Genomic DNA, 16,670 nt, shown 5'->3' on the forward strand with positions numbered 1-16,670 from the left:
GCTACCGCAGCCGTCGCGAACGGTCGTCCATTCGCATGACTTTCACAGGAGAAGCTGAGGTTCTGTCCAGAAGGCCTCGGCAGACTGGCCACTTCGCCCGGGCGCCCCCGCTCGTGGAACGTCGATCAAGGGTCGTCCAGCGCTCTGCGCCGAGACGATCCGCCGTGTGAAAGTCATGCAGAACCAGCCTTCATCTTCTGAAAACACCTCGTCCGAAGCCCGACAGACCGAAGCCCTCCGCCCACGGGCGCGTCGGAATCACCCGCTCTGGAGGAGCGGTCCGATGCTCGCAGCGGGCGCCGTCGTCGCCATCGGCGCCATGGTCGGCACGGGATTCGCCGTGCAGTCCGCGGTCGCCTCCACGAACGACAGCATCGCCGAGACCGATGCCCTGCGCGACGCCGCGAACCTCGATGTCGAGCAGCTCGGGTCCCACGCCGGCATCCTCGAAGCGCGTGCCGTCAAGACGGCCAACGAGACGCTCGCCGCAGCGAACGACACGATCGTCGCCGCACAGGGCAAGACGGATGCCTCGCAGCTCGCCTCCTCGGCCGCCGCACTCGGCAACTACCGACTCCTGGCACCCGAGCGCGTCTTCGAACTCGCCGACCGCATCGAGGCGCATGCAGCGCCGGTGCGCGCCGCCGTGGCCGAGGCCGATCGCATCGCTGCCGAGCAGGCCGCCGCTGCTGCGGCTGCCGCCGCGGCTGCCGCCGCTGCCGCCGCACAGGCGGAGGAATCGTCGGCGCCGTCGACCGGATCCCGCCCGTCCGGACCGGCCAACCCGAGCGGTGCCCAGGCGATCGCCCGCGACCTCATGGCCGCGCAGTACGGGTGGGGCGACGACCAGTTCGGATGCCTCGTCTCGCTGTGGAACAAGGAGTCGGGCTGGAACGTCTACGCGTCCAACTCCTCGAGCGGCGCCTACGGCATCCCGCAGGCACTGCCCGGCAGCAAGATGGGCTCGGCCGGCAGCGACTGGCAGACCAACCCCGCCACCCAGATCACCTGGGGTCTCGGCTACATCGCGGGCCGCTACGGCACGCCGTGCGCCGCGTGGGACAAGTCGGAGTCGTCCGGCTGGTACTGATCCCGCTCGATCGACGAGACGGCGGCGACGTCGGGCTGAGGCCCGCGGCGCCGCCGTTTCGCGTGCGCGGGCCGGTTCGGCGTGTCAACCACTGCCGGAAAACCTGGGCGCCTCGATAGCCTGACGCCATGGACGAGCGCGGGGGAACGGCCGGGAAGGCCGCGAAACGAGGGCTGTTCGCCGGAATCATCGCGTTCGGCGCCCGGGTGACGGCATGGGCCCTCCAGCTGAAGCCGGTGCGCGCGTTCCTGTTGTACCTCGAGCGGCACGGTGCGATGCTCGCCGACAGCGTCACCTATCGCGTGCTCTTCTCGATCTTCGCGGGCGTCTTCCTCGGGTTCGCGATCGCGGGCGTGTGGCTCTCGGGCAATCCCGACGCGCTCGAGGCGCTCGTCGAGTCGATCGACGCCGCCATCCCAGGCCTGTTCGGCGAAGGCGGGCTGATCGCCCCGGACGACCTCGTGCAACCGCTGACGCTCAGCATCGCCGGCATCCTCGCGCTCGTGGGTCTCGTCGGCGCAGCCATCGGTGCGATCGGGTCGCTGCGCACCGCCTTCCGCAGGCTGGGATCGCAGCCCGACGATCAGACCTTCTTCATCTGGGTCATGCTCCGCGACCTCCTCCTCGCGATCGGGTTCGGCGCGGCCTTCGCCGCCGCCGCCGCGGTCACCGTCTTCAGCACGAGCGCGCTCGGCACCCTGCTCGGCTGGCTCGGCATCTCGAGCCGCGACGCGGTTCTCGACGCATCGTCCCGATTCGTGTCGATCGCGGTCACCTTCGCGATCGATGCGCTCCTGATCGCGGTCATGTTCCGCGTGCTGTCCGGCATGCGGCCGAGCGCCCGTTCGCTCTGGAGCGGTGCGCTGCTCGGCGCCGTCGGGCTCTCGGTGCTGCAGGTGCTCTCGGGCCTCTTCGTGGGCGGCGCCACGAGCAATCCGCTCCTCGCGTCGTTCGGTTCGCTCATCGCCCTGCTCATCTGGCTGAACCTCTCGAGCCAGGTCATCCTCATCGCGGGGGCGTACATCGTGACCGGCGTCGACGACGAGCACGATCGCGTGCATGCGAAGTACGGCGCCCCGACGTTCGCGATCCGGCGGCTGCAGCGAGCGGAGCGCCGGGCGACGGACGCCGCGGCGGAGGTCGTCTCCGCGCGGGAGGCCGTCGAGAAGGAGCGCGCCGAGAGCTCGTGACAACCGTGCGCGCCCTCGATCACGGTTCGTGACGGCGAGCGGCTCTCGCGACAGAATGGATGGATGCCGACCGTGCTGCATCTCGTCCGTTCCGTGGTGTCCCCGCTGACGCGCACCCGCTTCTTCCGCTGGTGCGCCCCGCGCGTGCTCCCGGCGGTCGAGCGCGTGATCGCCGCCGTCTCGGGCGGGCGGGTGCAACTCAGCGCCCTGCTCGTGCCGTCGCTCGTGCTCCACACCACGGGCGCGAGATCGGGCGAACCGCGCGACTCGGCGCTGATGTACACGCCCGACGGGCACGGGCGCGCGATCGTCGCCGGAACGAGCTTCGCCCGCGATCGTCATCCCGGGTGGACGTACAACCTGATCGCGCATCCCGATGCCGCGATCACGGTCCGGGGGAGGACCATGCCCGTGCGGGCGAGCCGTATCGCCGATGACGAGCGCGACGCAGCCTGGGCGCGCATCGAGGCGCAGTGGCCGGGCTACCGCGCCTACGAACGGGAGTCGGGTCGGGTCGTGCGCCTCTTCCTCCTGCAGCCGGTCGCCGACGTGCAACACGCGTCGATGTGACGTCTCGACGCGGCCTGCGCGGTCGCAGGCCGCGCTCAGCGCCACGGCCTACGCTGGGCGTATGACGCGACGCCGGAGTGACCCGATCTACAGCACGGCGATCATCGCCGGGCGCGCGCTGTTCGGCTTCTGGGGGTTGAAGCGCCACGTGACGGGTGCGGAACATGTCCCGGTCACCGGGGGCGCCGTGGTCGCCATGACGCACTTCGGCTACTTCGAGTTCGCGCTCGTCGAGTGGGCGACGTGGCTCGCGAACCGCCGGCGCATCCGCTTCATGGCGAAGCAGGGCGTGTTCGACAAGCCGGTCGTCGGATCGCTCCTCCGCAGCATGAAGCACATCCCGGTCGACATGAAGGCGGGTGCCGCCGCCTACGCGAAGGCGGTCTCGGCGCTCCGCGACGGCGAACTCCTCGGCGTGTTCCCCGAGGCTGGCGTCAGCGCGTCGTTCACCGTGCGCGAGCTCAAGACCGGCGCGGCGCGGCTCGCGGCCGAGGCTGGAGTGCCGATCATCCCCGTCGCCGTCTGGGGCGGGCATCGGCTCATGACCAAGGGTCGCAAGGTGAAGTTCTTCGGGCGGTTCGGCGTGCCGGTGAGCTTCGCGTTCGGCGAGCCGATCATGGTCGCCGCCGGTGAGGATCCGCACACCGTGACCGAGCGCTTGCGCGCCACCCTGCAGCGGATGGTCGACCGGCTGCAGGCCGAGTACCCCGTCGACGGCACGGGAGCGTGGTGGCAGCCGCGCTCGCTCGGCGGCACCGCACCGACGCCCGAAGCGGCCGCCGCGGCGGATGCCGCTCGGGACGCGGCCCGCGAGGCGGCGCGCGCCGCCCGCGACGAACAGCGCTGATCCGAGACATCCTCGACGCTGCGGGTTAGGCTCGTGGCATGTGCAGGAACATCCACACCCTCCACAATTTCGAGCCGGCCACGACCGACGACGAGGTGCACGCGGCCGCGCTGCAGTTCGTGCGCAAGGTGAGCGGCTCGACGAAACCCTCGAAGGCCAACGCCGAGGCGTTCGACCGCGCCGTGGCCGAGATCGCGCACGTGACCCGTCACCTGCTCGACGACCTCGTGACCACCGCGCCGCCGAAGAACCGCGACGAGGAGGCCGCGAAGGCCCGGGAGCGGGCAGCCCGACGGTACGCGACGCAGGCGACGGCGCAGATCGCGTGACGCGCCGCGGCACCCGAGCGGGTCACCCGCGAGGGGAGTAGCGTCGCCTCCATGGCAGATGCCGTCACTCTCACCGTCCCAGGTCCGCACGGCGATCGCGACGTGCGGATCTCGAGTCCGACGCGCGTGATCTGGCCGGAGGCCGGCATCACCAAGCTCGAGCTCGCCGAGTACTTCATCGCCGTCGGCACGCCGTTCGTCGAGGCCAACGGCGACCGGCCGGTATCGCTGCAGCGATTCCCCGGTGGCGTCGACGGCGAGCAGTTCTTCTCGAAGAACCCGCCGAAGGGGGCACCCGACTGGGTGAGATCCGTGCCCGTCACCTACCCGAGCGGGCGCACGCACCCGCAGCTCGTGATCGACGAGCCGGCCGGTGCGGTCTGGGCGGCGCAGATGAACACGATCGTCTTCCACCCGTGGGCGTCCCGGGCCGGGAACCCCGACAACCCCGACCAGTTGCGCATCGACCTCGACCCGCAGCCCGGCACGGGCTTCGCCGAGGCGGCGCCCGTCGCGGTGGAGCTGCGGAAGCTGCTCGGCGAAGTCGGCCTGACGGCGTTCGTGAAGAGCTCGGGCAGCCGCGGCATCCACGTGTTCGCGCCCATCGAGCCCGAGCACGAGTTCCTCGACGTGCGGCACGCCGTCATCGCCCTCGGGCGCGAACTCGAACGCCGCATGCCCGACGAGGTCACCACCAACTGGTGGAAGGAGGAGCGCGGCGACCGCATCTTCATCGACTACAACCAGGCCAATCGCGACCGCACGATGGCCGGCGCGTACTGCCCGCGCCCGTTGCCGAAGGCCTCGGTGTCGTGCCCGCTCGAGTGGGACGAGCTCGACTCCACCGACCCCGCCGACCACACCGTGCGCACGGTTCCGGAGCGGCTGCAGCGGGTCGGCGACCCGTGGCACGGCATGCACGACGCACCGGGCCGCATCGACACCCTGCTGGAGTGGTGGCAGCGAGATCTCGACGACGGGCTCGGCGAGCTGCCGTTCCCTCCCGACTTCCCGAAAATGCCGGGCGAGCCGATGCGCGTGCAGCCGAGCCGCGCGAAGCAGCAGCCCTGACTCACCTCGCGGCGGGCGGCAGCCCGGCGACGTCGGGGTAGGACGGCACTTCGAGCGGCACAGCCGGCTGGACGCTCGCCCCACCGCGCCCGCCGGCTATGGCCTCGACCGCCGCGGAGATCGACCCGAGCGCGGTGCGGAACAACAGCGACCCGGTGCTCACGCGCGCGACCCCGAGCTCGGCGAGCCGGGAGATCGGCAGGTCGGGTTGCACGAGCACGTTGAGCGGCGCCTCGACGGCACCGACGAGGGCGGAGATCGTGGCCGGGTCGAGCACGCCGGGCACGAAGACTCCCGATGCACCGGCCGCCAGGTAGCGGTCGGCACGGGCCGCCGCCTCGTCGAGGCGGCGGTCGGCGTCGTCGTCGGCGTCGATCCAGTACCCGTCGGTGCGGGCGTTCAGGTAGAGCCGCGGCGCTGCCGCGGCGATGGCGGCGACCTTCGCCGCGGCGAGCTCGACATCGACGAGTTCGCCGGCAGGGGTGGAGTCCTCGATGTTCACCCCGATGCATCCGATCGCCGCGAGTTCGGCGACGAACCGGCCGACCTCGTCGGGGTCGTCCGAGAACCCGGCTTCGAGGTCGACGCTGAGGGCGATGCCGTGACGTGCGGCTTCGAGCGCGAGCGCGAGCGACTCCGCAGCGATCTCACCGGCCCCGTCGCGCTTCCCGGCGCCGACGGCGATGCCGAGGCTCGTGGTGCCGATGGCGCGGTGCCCGGCGGCAGCGAGCCAGCGCGCCGAGGCCAGGTCCCACGCGTTCGGCAGGAGGATGGGGCTGCCCGGTCGGTGGAGGGCGTGGAACTCAGCGGGCGTCAGCATCGTGGGGGACCTCTTCTCGGTCGGCGTCGCGGTGCGTCGTCTCGTCGCGCGTCGTCTCGACGATCGCGGCGGCGATCGCCAGGGCGTGGTGGGGCGCCGGGCAGGCTCGGTCCCCGGCGCCGAATGCGAGGATGCGTGCGGGGCGCTCGGGGGTCGCCTCGCGGTCGGGTCCGTCGAGGTGGAGGGTGACCAGGGTCTCGCCGTGACGGGGTCGGGCGGGCATGATCCGGCGCGTCAGCGGGACCGGCGAGTCGTCGCGGAGCACGGTCTCGAGCAGTGCCCGGGTCGACACGGAAGCGTCTCGCGATCGCGCCAGCACGATCGCCCGCTCGACGAGGGCGGCGGTCGCCGCGTGCGCCTGCACGAGCAGTTGCACGCGCAGCACGCGCTCGTCGGCGTCTGCGGCACCGGATGCCTCGAGCAGGGCGATGATCGCGGCATCCGCTTCATCGGGGTCCGACGACTCGCCGGTCGGGTAGGCGGCCGCGACCACCTCGACGAGCGGCGGCAGCGCATCGGGTCGCGCGAACCCGAGCGCTTCCGCGAGCACGGCGACGGGGATGTCCCGGGGGATGGCACTCTCGCGGGTGCGCGCTACGGCGGCCGCGACGAGGAGGTTAGGGTCGAGCTCGTCGAGCAGCATGTCGAGGTGTTCCCGCCTGGCGGCGTGCTCGGCGCCGTTCACGAAGCGCGAGGCGCCGGCACGGAAGGCACCGAGCGGTGACGCGGCGGTCATGGCCGTGATGGGGGCCGACGCCGACGGCACCCGTGACTCGGGGTCGCGGAGAATGCGTTCGACCTCGGCCCGCTCGATGATGTCGATCATGGTTCGACGCTACGCCCGGGACGCTTCGATGCAGGGCGAAGTGTCCTCGACGTATCGTGAAGGCATGCACGGAGACGCCGATCTCGCTGAACCCGCCCGTCTCATGGGCGAGCCCGCCCGGGCCGCAATGCTCGTGGCACTGCTCGACGGCCGGTCGCTGCCGGCGAGCGAGCTCGCCGGCGTGGCCGGAGTCACAGCGTCGACCGCGAGCACGCACCTCGCGCAATTGCTCGCTGGCGGGCTCGTGACCGACCGCAGGCTCGGCCGCCACCGGTACTTCACCCTCGCGAGCGCCGACGTGGCCAACGCGGTGGAGGCGTTGCAACTGATCGCGCCCCGCCGCAGCGTCTCCTCGTACGCCCAGTCGGCCTCCGCGGAGCGACTCGCCCTCGCGCGCTCGTGCTACGACCACTTCGCGGGCCGGCTGGCCCTCGACCTGGCCGATGCGCTCGTGCACGAAGGCGCAATCACCCCGCTCGTCGCGGGAGAGCCGGGGCGAGTGCTCGACCCGGGCACGCCGCTCGCCGAGCGGCTCGGCATCGATGAGGGCATCGCGAGAGCGGGTTCTTCTCGACGTCCGATGCTGCGCGGATGCCTCGACTGGACCGAGCGACGCCCGCACGTCGCCGGTCGACTCGGCGCGCACGTGCTCGAACGCCTGATCGCCGAGGGCTGGGTGGAGCGTCGGCGGGGTGATCGTTCGCTCCGCGTGACCGGACAGGGCGCCCGGGAGTTCGACGAGCTCGCGCGCGGCTGAGCCGGACCTGCCGTCAGACCCGGTTGCCGGGCCGTCCGGGCACCGGGTGCACGTCGGCGCCGATCGGGGGCCGCGGCGCGCCATGCACCTCCCGGTGCAGCCGTTCCATGCGGGTGTCGAGTTCGGCAGCGGTGTGTGCTGCGTCCGTCAGCCCGTCGAGCAGTTCCTGCGGCACCTGCCGGTCGTACTTGTAGTAGATCTTGTGCTCGAGGCTGGCCCAGAAGTCCATCGCGATCGTGCGGATCTGCACCTCGACGGCGACCGGGTGCGCGCCGGTGGAGAGGAAGACCGGCACCTCCACGATGACGTGCAGGCTCTGGTAGCCGTTCGACTTCGGCTCGGCGATGTAGTCCTTCACCCGAAGCACCTTGATGTCGCGCTGCGCGGTCAGCAGTTCGAAGATGCGGTAGGCGTCGGAGACGAAGCTGCATGTCACGCGCACGCCGGCGATGTCGGTGATCGTCTCGCGGATGGTGTCGAACGTGGGATCGATGCCCTTCCGCTGCATCTTCTCGACGACGCTGTCGAGGCTCTTCAGTCGGCTCGAGATGTGCTCGATCGGGTTGTAGTCGTGCGTCTGGTTGAACTCCTCGCGGAGGATCGAGAGCTTCGTGATCACCTCGTCCATGCCGAACTTGTAGCGCAGCATGAACCGCTCGGTCTCGTCGCGGAGCGCGCGCATCTCGTCGAGCGTCTGGCCGTCGATGGTCTCGAGCGTTCGCTGTGCGCGCGCGGTGAGCATGGGGGGAGTGGCATGCCGGGTGGGCGGGGTGCCGTCGAGCGGGGTCACGGATGTCACGCTACGGCGCGAAGCTCTGCATTTCCTTTGATCTGCGACCGCGTTCGCCCCGAGCGCAGCGGGCCCCGCTCGGCGCGTCGCTACGCTCGAGGAATGACCCAGTGGCTCACCGTGGCACCCGGCATCCACCAACGCCGGTACGACCCGTTCGACATCTCGATCGTCGTGATCGAGGGCTCCGACGGCCTGTTGCTCGTCGACACGCGCGTGCAACCGAGCGAAGCGCTCGAACTCGCCGACGACATCGCGACGCGATTCGACCGCCCGGTGCGCTGGGTCGTGAACACCCATGCGCATTTCGACCACGCCTTCGGCAACCAGGTCTTCGGGCCGGGAACGGCCACGGATGCCGCGATCTACGGCCATGCGAACATCGCCGCCCACTTCGCCGAGTTCGAGGGGCCGCGCCTCGCCGCGTGGCGTGCCGATCCGGGCCGTGAGCCCGATCGCCAGTGGGACGACGTCGTGCTGACGCCGCCGACGCATCCGCTCGTCGAACCCCTGGTGCTGAACCTCGGCGACCGACTGGTGGAACTGCGCCCGCAGTCGCCCGCGCACACCGACACGGATCTCGTGCTCTTCGTGCCCGACGAGCGGGTCTGGATCCTCGGCGACCTGATCGAGGAATCGGGCCCCGTGATGTACGGATCGGGCAGTTACCCGCTCGGATGGCCGGGGGTGCTCGTCGACCTCGCCGCCTCGATGCGGCCGAGCGATCCCGTGGTGCCCGGGCACGGCCGGGTGGTCGACCGGGCATTCGTCGAGCGGCAGGCCGCGGAACTCGGGCTCATCGCCGATCGCTTCCGTGCAGCGCACGCGGCGGGCCTCACTCCGGCCGAGGCGCTCGACGCGCACGACGACTGGTCGATCCCGGTCGACGCGCTCGGCGGTGCGGTCGAGCGCGCGTATCGCGCACTCGATGCGCAGGGGGAGGCACGGGTGTGAGCGCTGCAGGCGATCCGTTCACGATCCACGTCCCGGATGCCGAGCTCGACGACCTGCGCCGGCGACTCCGAGGCACCCGATTCGTCCAGGCGAGCAGCAGCCGCTCCTGGGCCGGCGGCGTCGATCCCGGCTACCTCGCGGGCCTCGTCTCCGAGTGGGCCGAGACCTTCGACTGGCGTTCGGTCGAGTCGAGCCTGAACCGGCTCGACCACCGGCAGGCACTCGTGCACGGGACCCGGGTGCACTTCGTCCGGGCGAGCGCAGGTGCAGCCGATGGCGTGGTCGTCCCGCTGCTCCTCATGCACGGCTGGCCGTCGAGCTTCCTCGAGATGCTGCCGCTCGCCGACGCGCTCCAGGCGGAGGGTGAGCGGCACGGACTCCGATTCGACCTCGTGATCCCCTCGATGCCGGGCTTCGTCTTCTCGGAGTTGCCCGAGGCCCCGCTCACGCGGGAGGTCATGGCCGACCTGATGTGCGAGCTGATGCGCCAGGTCGTGGGGGATGCACGGTTCGGCGTCTTCGGCGGTGACATCGGCGGCACCGTGGCCGCATGGATCGCCGCGAAGCATCCCGACCGGGTGCTCGGGCTGTACATGATCCATCCGCCGTTCCCTGCGGAGTTCACGGAACCGCTGACGCCGGCAGAGCGCGCGCTGCTCGAGGCCGAAGCCGAGTTCGACGAGGGCGACGGGGGCTACAGCGCCATCATGATCACCCGGCCCGATACGATCGGGGCGGCGCTCATCGACTCACCCGCGGGGCTGCTCGCATGGATCATCGACAAGTTGCGCGACTGGAGCGACGCCGGCGGCGACCTCGAGCGCCGATTCGATCGCGCGACGCTCCTCACCCTCGCGACCCTGTACTGGTCGACCGGTTCGATCGGCACCTCGTTCCGCCAGTACTTCGACTTCCCGGCGAACGCGCCGCGACCCATGATCCGGGTGCCTGCTGGTTTCACTCTCAGCGCAGAGGCGATCATACGGGACCTTCCGAGGAGCATCGCCGAACGCGCCTGCAGCGACATCAGGGCCTGGCACCCGGCGACGGTGGGCGGTCACTTCATGGCGCATGAGGAACCCGAACTGCTCGCGGGTCACCTCGCCGCGTTCTTCGGCGAGCTCGGTCGCCCGCGCGAGATTTGACCGAACGACCCCGGTGCGGGCCGGCGCCCGCCGTTCACGTCAGGAGGGATCCGCCGCCATCGAGATCCCGAGCTCCGCACGGACCGCGGCGATGGCACGGTCGAGCGCCGCCTCGAAGCGATGCGGCGGCGGCGCTCCGTAGCCGACGACCATCGCGGGGGCTCGCGGTGCCGAAGATGCCCCGAGCCGGAAGGAGCCGAGTCCGTCGAACCGGACGCCGAGCCGCCGGGCGGTCGAGGTGACGGAACGCTCGTCGAGGCCGGTCGGCAGCTCGAGGAGGCAGTGCAGGCCCGCTCGCATCCCGCTGACGCGGCAGCCGTCGAGTTCGGCGGCGACCCGCGACTCGACCCGCTCGCGACGGGCGCGATACTCGGCGCGTCGGCGGCGCACGGTCCTGTCGTACTCGTGCGCCCGCATGAAGGCGTCGAGGGCAGCCTGGTTCAGGGCATCGGGGATGCCGTTCACGGCGACGGTCTGCGCCTCGAAGCCCCCGGCCAGTCGCTCGGGGATCACGGCCCATCCGATCCCCACGGCCGGGGCGAGGCTCTTCGACGCCGTGCCGAGGTAGACGACGAGGCCGGGTGCGAGCGACTGCAGCGCGCCGATCGCTCGGCGGTCATAGCGGAACTCGCCGTCGTAGTCGTCCTCGATGATGAAGGCGCCGCTCCGCTCGGCCCACGCGACGACCTCGATCCGCCGGCCCGGGGAGAGCGCCGCACCGGTCGGGAACTGGTGGGCCGGGGTCAGGAGCACGGCGTCGACCGCGAGGTCGCCGAGTCGGTCGACGACGGCGCCGTCGGCATCGACCGGGAGCGCCACCACGTCGAGGCCCGCCGCGCGGAGGATGCCGCGATGCGCCTCGTGACCGAACTCCTCGACGGCGATGCGCCGCGCACCCTCGGCCACGAGGGTTCGACCGACGGTCGCCAGGGCGGCGCCGAATCCTCGCGTGACGGCGACGCGCTCGCTCTCGGCCCAGACGCCACGGGTGCGGGCGAGGTACTCGGCGAGCGTGGACCGCAGGGCGGGCGAGCCCCGGCGCGGACCGTAGCCGAATGCGGAGGCCGGGAGGTCGAGGGTCGCGCGCCGTGCCGCGGTCGCCCATTCGCGTCGCGGGAACGACGAGGCATCCGGAATGCCGCCGCGGAGGTCGAGACCGAGGTGCAGGGCCGGCGACGCCGAGTCGGCACCCGTCACCGGTGCATCGCGACCCGGGCGGCCGGCGACCCAGGTGCCCGCCCCGACGCGCGCTTCGAGCCACCCTTCGGCGGCGAGTCGCCCGTACACCTCGGCGACGACGTTGCGGGCGATGCCGAGGTCGGCGGCGAGCGTGCGGCTCGCGGGCAGCCGGGTGCCGGCGTCGATGCGCCGGTCGCGCACGGCTCTGCGGAGCGCCTCCTCGAGGGACGACGCCTTCCGGCGACCATCGAGGTCGAGGTGCAGGTCGAGGCCGCGAATGGCCCATGATTCACCCATGGGATTGGACTGTAGCAGTGGGCCGATGGCTCCGTAGCGTGGAGCCATGACCCTCACCGATGCACTCGTCGACATCCCCGTCCGCCTCGACTTCGACGCGATCGTCCCGCGGTTCTCGCGTGCGGTCGCCTCGCTCGATCACGCCGCGACCGCCGAGCTCGATCGCGTCGGCATCGACCGGCAGTTGCGGGAGATGGTGCGGCTCCGGGCATCGCAGATCAACGGATGCGTCTACTGCGTCGACCTGCACTCGAAGGATGCGCGCACCGCCGGCGTCACCGAGCAGAAGCTGCACGCGATCGCGGTCTGGCGCGATTCCGGGCTGTTCACCGCGGCGGAGCGTGCGGTGCTCCACCTCACCGAGTCGATCACGCGCCTCTCGGAGACGCACGTGCCCGAGGAGGACCTCGCCGCGGTGACCGCCCGCTTCGGCGAGGAGCGCACGGCGGCACTCGTGTCGCTCATCATCGTGATCAACGTGTGGGACGCGATCGGCGTGACGACGCGGTGCTGGCCCGTCGCTCGCGACCAGGCCTGACACCCGTGCGACCATCTGGGATGATGCGGACATGACGGATGCCGCGCAGCCACCGGTCCTGCAACTCCGAGTCGTGATCGAGGCGGAGGACTACGAACGGGCCGTTGCGTTCTACCGCGACGCGCTCGGCATGCCGGAGCTCATGGCCTACGCCGAGGGCGGCGACGACCGGGTGACGATCCTCGAGGCCGGCCGGGCGACCATCGAGATCGCGAACCCGACGCACAAGCGGGTGATCGACGAGCTCGAAGCCGATGGGCGCCCGAGCCAGCGCATCCGCCTCGCCTTCGAGGTCACGGACGCGGCGGGCACGACCCGGCGCCTCGCCGGTGCCGGGGCCGCGGTCGTCGCCGAACCGGTGGAGACGCCGTGGCGCTCGCTCAACTCACGTCTGGACGCCCCGGCCGGCCTCCAGATCACGGTCTTCGAGGAGCTCGAGGGGTCGGAGGAGCGAGCGCTTCGCGACGGCTTCGGCACCGAGGCCGAGCGCGACTGACGAATCGCAGGTTCAGGCGTCGCCGTCGACGTAGAACCAGCTGCCGCCCTCTCGGATGAAGCGGCTCCGCTCGTGCAGCACGCCGCGTTCGTCGGGCGAACGATACGACGCACGGAACTCCACCTCGCCGTCACGGTCGAACGGGCCGCCGCGCTCGGTCGCGACGATCTCCAGGGTGATCCACCGCGTCTCGTCGTCGAGATCGAGGTCGCGCGGGCGCGTGTCGGGATGCCACGTCGCGCGGAGGTAGTCGACGTCGCCGACCGCGAATGCGGTGTAGCGCGATCGCATGAGCTGCACCGCGGTCGGCGCCACGGCGATGCGAGCGAGGAGCGGACCGCAGCAGTCCCCGAAGGTGTTCCCGCTGCGGCAGGGACACCGCTCGTCCGCGGTCGGCCGGAGGGGAGGGGTGTGGCTGGGCATCCTCCCAGTATCGCGGTCTCCGAGGGCCATCTTCATGGTCTGCACAGGAAGAAATGAGGAACCCTTCAGAAACTCGGGGCAGAGTGTCTGACTTCTGCCCTCGCTCGGGGGCGTCCCCCATCCTGACCGAGCACCCGAGAACCTATGCGCAACGACATCACCACGCCCGAAACCGAAACCGCCCCCGAAGCACTCCACCCGCGCCGCAGCATCCGCAAGCGCCGTCTCGGACGCAAGCGGCTCGTCGCCGTCGGCGCCGTCATGGCCGTCGGCCTCATCGTCGGCACCGGATTCACCGTCCAGTCGGCGATCAGCACCCAGGCCAGCATCGACGCGACGACCGCGCTCACCGAGTCGACGGGAGTGCGTTCCGACCAGCTCGGCGCATACAGCGCGATCGCCGAGGCTCGCACGCGTCACAGCGCACAGGACACCCTCACGGCCGCGAACGCCACGCTCGCCGCGGTCGGCGGCAAGGTCGACTCGAGCGGCCTCGCCGCCTCCGTCGCCTCGCTCGGCGACTACGAGCGCCTGCCGATCGATTCGATCGTCGACCTCACGAAGCAGACCCGCGCCGAGACCGAGAAGACGGCGGCCGCGGCCGCCGAGTTCGATCGCGTGCAGGCCGAGCAGGCGGCAGCCGCCGCCGCCGCCCTCGCCCAGGCGAACACGCCCGACGGCGCCCGGGCGACCGCGCGCGCCCTCGCCGCATCGAAGTACGGCTGGAACGATTCGCAGTTCCAGTGCCTCAACCAGCTTTGGCAGAAGGAGTCGGGCTGGTCGTACACCGCCTACAACGCATCGAGCGGCGCAACGGGCATCCCGCAGTCGCTGCCGGGCAGCAAGATGGCCTCCGCCGGCTCCGACTGGCAGACGAACGCCGCGACGCAGATCAGCTGGGGCCTCGACTACATCGCACGCGGCTACGGAACGCCCTGCAGTGCGTGGTCGCACTCGCAGTCGATGAACTGGTACTGACCCCGGGGGATCTCGCGTAGGGTTGCCGGCACGAGGCCGTCCAGGTCTCCGATCAAAGGGCGAATCCATGTCAGACAAGTCGCCGAAGAAGTCGTCGTCCAAGACGGCTGCCAGCAAGACCCTCAAAGAGAAGCGCGCCGACAAGAAGGCCAAGGTCGAGAACCGGTCGAGCAGTGACGCGGTGACCGAGGCCACGCACCGCAAGCGCTGAACCGCAGCGGCGCCTGAGCTGAGCGATGGGTTGCCCGTCGCGAGCCGGGCGTCGCTCCGGCGTCAGGCGCCGTGTTCAGACGGTGCGCGGGTCGAGTAGACCCGCCCGATCGGGATGCCGGTCGAACCACTCGCCCACGTACCAGCAGCTCGGCACGATGCGTCTGGTGGAGTTCGCCTCGACGTCGTCGACCGCGAACGCGACCAGTTCGCCGGCAAGGCCGCTGCCGCGGTACGGCGGATTCGTGAACGTGCGGGTGAATGCGACCGAATCGCCGAGCTCCCGGTAGTCGAGCACGCTCGCGATGTCCCCGTCGACGCGCAGCACGTATCGGCGGGCGTCGGGTTCGTGGGTGAGTTCGGTGTGCACGTGATCAGGCTACGCCGCGGGCGGTCAGCGACCGCGAAGGCGCTCGAGGTCTCGTCGTTCGCGCTTGGTCGGGCGTCCGGCACCGCGATCGCGTGTGGCGACGATCGCGACCGTCTCGCGAGGCGGCGGGGGAGGCGTGCGGTCGTCGACCGCGGTCGCCGCGACCGTCGCCGACACCCGCTTGACGAGCGTCTGCCGCACCACGAGCATCCGGTCGAACCCGTCGACGCGCACGCGCACCTCGTCGCCGGGGCGCACGGACTGGGCCGCCTTCGCCCGCTCGCCGTTGACCCGCACATGCCCGGCCCTGCACGCCGCCGTGGCCGCGGACCTCGTCTTGAACTGCCGCACCGCCCAGAGCCAGGCGTCGACGCGCACGGGGGACTCGCCGTTCATGACAACAGCCTACGGCCGTGACGAAGCGGGGAGGTTCGTGCGGCATGCTGGACTCATGAGCGGAGCGAGCGGCGACGAATGGGTCGTGGGCCCCGATGGTTCGAAGTACTGGGGCAGGTTCGGGGCGGCCGGGCTGCTGGTCGTCAGTCCGCAGCGCGAGGTCCTGCTCCAGCATCGGGCGCTGTGGAGTCATTTCGGCGGCACCTGGGGCATGCCGGGCGGCGCTCGTCACGAGCACGAGAGCGCTGTGGAGGCGGCCGTCCGCGAGGCCGGCGAGGAGGCGGGCGTGCCGCCGGCGCTCGTCGAGGTGCGGTTCAGCACCGTACTCGACCTCGGCTACTGGTCGTACACGACGGTCGTTGCCGATGCCGCCGAACGGTTCGCACCGGTGGTCAGCGACCCCGAGAGCATCGAGCTGCGATGGATCGCGATCGATCGGGTCACCGAGATGCCGCTGCATCCGCGATTCGCCGAAGGCTGGACCGCACTCGCGGAGCGCCTCTGAAGCGCTTCGCCGTCAAGCTGGTGCCCGTCAGGCGGTGGGCTCGCCGATCGGCGCCGACGCCCGCCGCGGAAACCACGGAACGATCGGCGAGGTGCGGGCCCGATAGTCGTCGTAGTCCGCGTAGCGCCCGCGTGAGATCGACTCGGTGAAGATCGTCGAGCCGATGAAGAGCGTCGTGAGCAGCACCGCCCCCGCGACGGACCAGTGCAGCCAGATGCCGGTCGCCGCGACCGCGAAGCCGTAGAAGACCCACCACTGGGCCTGCTCGAAGAAGAAGTTCGGGTGCCGGGAGACGCGGAACAACCCGGTCTGCAGGAAGCCGGGCTGCGGGGTGCGGCCGGCCGCCCGCTCTGCCGCCTTCCACTGATGGAACGTCCACTGCTGCTGGTCGGCGACGCCCTCGCCCACGAGGAGGGCGAGGAAGACGACGGCGAGCGCGACGTCGGCCGGACCGAGCGGCACGCCGCCGGCGGCGAACACCGTGGCGGCCGGAAGGCAGAAGAGCAGGATGACCGCGTTCTGGTAGACCGAGATGAACAGCAGGTTGAACGCGGCGAACCCGGCTCGAGACATCCGCCCTCTGAGCACTGCCCACCGGTAGTCCTCGCCGCCGGGCCGGTAGCCGCCCTTTCGTGCGAAGTTGAAGGTCAAGCGGATGCCCCATGCCGAGACCAGCACCGCCATGAGCACGAGTCGTCCGTCGAACCCCGACGCGACCGCGAACACCCACACGTAGACGATCGGTGCGATCGACCAGATGCGGTCGACCCACGAGTATTCGCGGGTCACGACCGAGGCGACCCACGTCGCGAGCGTGATCGAAGCGCAGATGACGAGACACACGATGAGCGGACCCATGTCGGCATTCTACGGATCGATAGGATCGGAA

General features: G+C 71.0%; 22 protein-coding genes. 14 read left to right on the forward strand and 8 right to left on the reverse strand.

The annotated features are described in order from the left end of the window. Window positions 1-283 precede the first annotated feature (283 nt). From ESP57_RS18660 to ligD, 6 genes are all read left to right on the forward strand, one after another. The gene (locus tag ESP57_RS18660; protein WP_056008133.1) at window positions 284-1,090 is read left to right on the forward strand and encodes an aggregation-promoting factor C-terminal-like domain-containing protein; all 807 of its coding nucleotides are present in this window, start codon (window positions 284-286) and stop codon (window positions 1,088-1,090) included. Window positions 1,091-1,218: 128 nt separating this feature from the next. Further along, the gene (locus ESP57_RS00315; protein ID WP_115958273.1) at window positions 1,219-2,280 is read left to right on the forward strand and encodes a YihY/virulence factor BrkB family protein; all 1,062 of its coding nucleotides are present in this window, start codon (window positions 1,219-1,221) and stop codon (window positions 2,278-2,280) included. Window positions 2,281-2,343: 63 nt separating this feature from the next. Continuing rightward, window positions 2,344-2,850, forward strand: coding sequence for a nitroreductase family deazaflavin-dependent oxidoreductase (locus ESP57_RS00320; protein WP_129230109.1), 507 nt, complete (start codon window positions 2,344-2,346; stop codon window positions 2,848-2,850). 61 nt (window positions 2,851-2,911) lie between these two features. After that, entirely contained in the window at window positions 2,912-3,697 is a 786-nt protein-coding gene (locus ESP57_RS00325) for a lysophospholipid acyltransferase family protein (RefSeq protein WP_129230111.1), read from the forward strand. Window positions 3,698-3,735: 38 nt separating this feature from the next. Then, on the forward strand, window positions 3,736-4,026 hold the full coding sequence (locus tag ESP57_RS00330) for a DUF2277 domain-containing protein (protein WP_056008142.1): 291 nt from the start codon (window positions 3,736-3,738) through the stop codon (window positions 4,024-4,026). 51 nt (window positions 4,027-4,077) lie between these two features. Beyond that, entirely contained in the window at window positions 4,078-5,097 is a 1,020-nt protein-coding gene (gene ligD / locus ESP57_RS00335; RefSeq protein ID WP_115958267.1) for a non-homologous end-joining DNA ligase, read from the forward strand. Window position 5,098: 1 nt separating this feature from the next. Here the strand turns inward: ligD and ESP57_RS00340 are convergent, their stop codons facing one another. Continuing rightward, a complete protein-coding gene (locus tag ESP57_RS00340) occupies window positions 5,099-5,917 on the reverse strand; it encodes an isocitrate lyase/PEP mutase family protein (protein WP_129230113.1) in 819 nt (272 codons plus the stop codon). After that, window positions 5,901-6,743 (reverse strand): hypothetical protein, encoded by an 843-nt coding sequence (locus ESP57_RS00345; protein WP_129230115.1) that lies wholly within the window; start codon window positions 6,741-6,743, stop codon window positions 5,901-5,903. The genes ESP57_RS00340 and ESP57_RS00345 overlap by 17 nt, the downstream gene beginning before the upstream one ends. A 64-nt stretch (window positions 6,744-6,807) precedes the next feature. Between ESP57_RS00345 and ESP57_RS00350 the strand changes: the two genes are divergently transcribed. Beyond that, entirely contained in the window at window positions 6,808-7,500 is a 693-nt protein-coding gene (locus tag ESP57_RS00350; protein WP_129230117.1) for an ArsR/SmtB family transcription factor, read from the forward strand. Window positions 7,501-7,513: 13 nt separating this feature from the next. On the opposite strand, the gene ESP57_RS00355 is transcribed toward ESP57_RS00350, so the two are convergent. Further along, window positions 7,514-8,242: a GTP pyrophosphokinase gene (locus tag ESP57_RS00355; RefSeq protein WP_129230835.1), complete on the reverse strand. Its 729-nt coding sequence runs from the start codon at window positions 8,240-8,242 to the stop codon at window positions 7,514-7,516. A 150-nt stretch (window positions 8,243-8,392) separates the two neighbouring features. Between ESP57_RS00355 and ESP57_RS18550 the strand changes: the two genes are divergently transcribed. After that, a complete protein-coding gene (locus tag ESP57_RS18550) occupies window positions 8,393-9,244 on the forward strand; it encodes an MBL fold metallo-hydrolase (protein WP_207904449.1) in 852 nt (283 codons plus the stop codon). Beyond that, the gene (locus ESP57_RS00365; protein ID WP_207904451.1) at window positions 9,241-10,389 is read left to right on the forward strand and encodes an epoxide hydrolase family protein; all 1,149 of its coding nucleotides are present in this window, start codon (window positions 9,241-9,243) and stop codon (window positions 10,387-10,389) included. The genes ESP57_RS18550 and ESP57_RS00365 overlap by 4 nt, the downstream gene beginning before the upstream one ends. Before the next feature lie 39 nt (window positions 10,390-10,428). Here the strand turns inward: ESP57_RS00365 and pdxR are convergent, their stop codons facing one another. Further along, window positions 10,429-11,865 carry a MocR-like pyridoxine biosynthesis transcription factor PdxR gene (gene pdxR, locus ESP57_RS00370; RefSeq protein ID WP_129230123.1) on the reverse strand — a complete coding sequence of 479 codons (1,437 nt, stop codon included), beginning with the start codon at window positions 11,863-11,865 and terminating at the stop codon, window positions 10,429-10,431. A gap of 46 nt (window positions 11,866-11,911) precedes the next feature. On the opposite strand from pdxR, the gene ESP57_RS00375 reads away from it, so the two are divergent. Both ESP57_RS00375 and ESP57_RS00380 read left to right on the forward strand, forming a co-directional pair. Further along, the gene (locus ESP57_RS00375) at window positions 11,912-12,403 is read left to right on the forward strand and encodes a carboxymuconolactone decarboxylase family protein (protein ID WP_129230126.1); all 492 of its coding nucleotides are present in this window, start codon (window positions 11,912-11,914) and stop codon (window positions 12,401-12,403) included. Between the two features lie 31 nt (window positions 12,404-12,434). Next, window positions 12,435-12,899, forward strand: coding sequence for a VOC family protein (locus tag ESP57_RS00380; RefSeq protein WP_129230128.1), 465 nt, complete (start codon window positions 12,435-12,437; stop codon window positions 12,897-12,899). Window positions 12,900-12,911: 12 nt separating this feature from the next. On the opposite strand, the gene ESP57_RS00385 is transcribed toward ESP57_RS00380, so the two are convergent. Further along, window positions 12,912-13,322, reverse strand: a complete 411-nt coding sequence (locus tag ESP57_RS00385; RefSeq protein WP_129230130.1) for a YchJ family protein — start codon at window positions 13,320-13,322, stop codon at window positions 12,912-12,914. A gap of 144 nt (window positions 13,323-13,466) precedes the next feature. Between ESP57_RS00385 and ESP57_RS00390 the strand changes: the two genes are divergently transcribed. Further along, window positions 13,467-14,300: an aggregation-promoting factor C-terminal-like domain-containing protein gene (locus tag ESP57_RS00390; protein ID WP_243648358.1), complete on the forward strand. Its 834-nt coding sequence runs from the start codon at window positions 13,467-13,469 to the stop codon at window positions 14,298-14,300. 67 nt (window positions 14,301-14,367) lie between these two features. Continuing rightward, window positions 14,368-14,511 carry a hypothetical protein gene (locus ESP57_RS18340; protein WP_165877346.1) on the forward strand — a complete coding sequence of 48 codons (144 nt, stop codon included), beginning with the start codon at window positions 14,368-14,370 and terminating at the stop codon, window positions 14,509-14,511. A 75-nt stretch (window positions 14,512-14,586) separates the two neighbouring features. Here ESP57_RS18340 and ESP57_RS00395 read toward each other — a convergent pair whose 3' ends face one another. Both ESP57_RS00395 and ESP57_RS00400 read right to left on the reverse strand, forming a co-directional pair. Then, window positions 14,587-14,880, reverse strand: a complete 294-nt coding sequence (locus ESP57_RS00395) for a GNAT family N-acetyltransferase (protein ID WP_129230132.1) — start codon at window positions 14,878-14,880, stop codon at window positions 14,587-14,589. Window positions 14,881-14,904: 24 nt separating this feature from the next. Continuing rightward, window positions 14,905-15,276: an RNA-binding S4 domain-containing protein gene (locus tag ESP57_RS00400; RefSeq protein ID WP_056008175.1), complete on the reverse strand. Its 372-nt coding sequence runs from the start codon at window positions 15,274-15,276 to the stop codon at window positions 14,905-14,907. Window positions 15,277-15,331: 55 nt separating this feature from the next. Here ESP57_RS00400 and ESP57_RS00405 point away from each other — a divergent pair, with 55 nt between their 5' ends. Continuing rightward, entirely contained in the window at window positions 15,332-15,781 is a 450-nt protein-coding gene (locus ESP57_RS00405) for an NUDIX domain-containing protein (protein ID WP_056008179.1), read from the forward strand. A gap of 27 nt (window positions 15,782-15,808) precedes the next feature. Here ESP57_RS00405 and ESP57_RS00410 read toward each other — a convergent pair whose 3' ends face one another. Then, the gene (locus ESP57_RS00410) at window positions 15,809-16,639 is read right to left on the reverse strand and encodes a DUF1295 domain-containing protein (protein WP_129230134.1); all 831 of its coding nucleotides are present in this window, start codon (window positions 16,637-16,639) and stop codon (window positions 15,809-15,811) included. Between the last annotated feature and the right edge of the window lie 31 nt (window positions 16,640-16,670).

It is taken from the genome of Agromyces fucosus (genome assembly GCF_004134865.1).
Lineage (GTDB): Bacteria > Actinomycetota > Actinomycetes > Actinomycetales > Microbacteriaceae > Agromyces > Agromyces fucosus.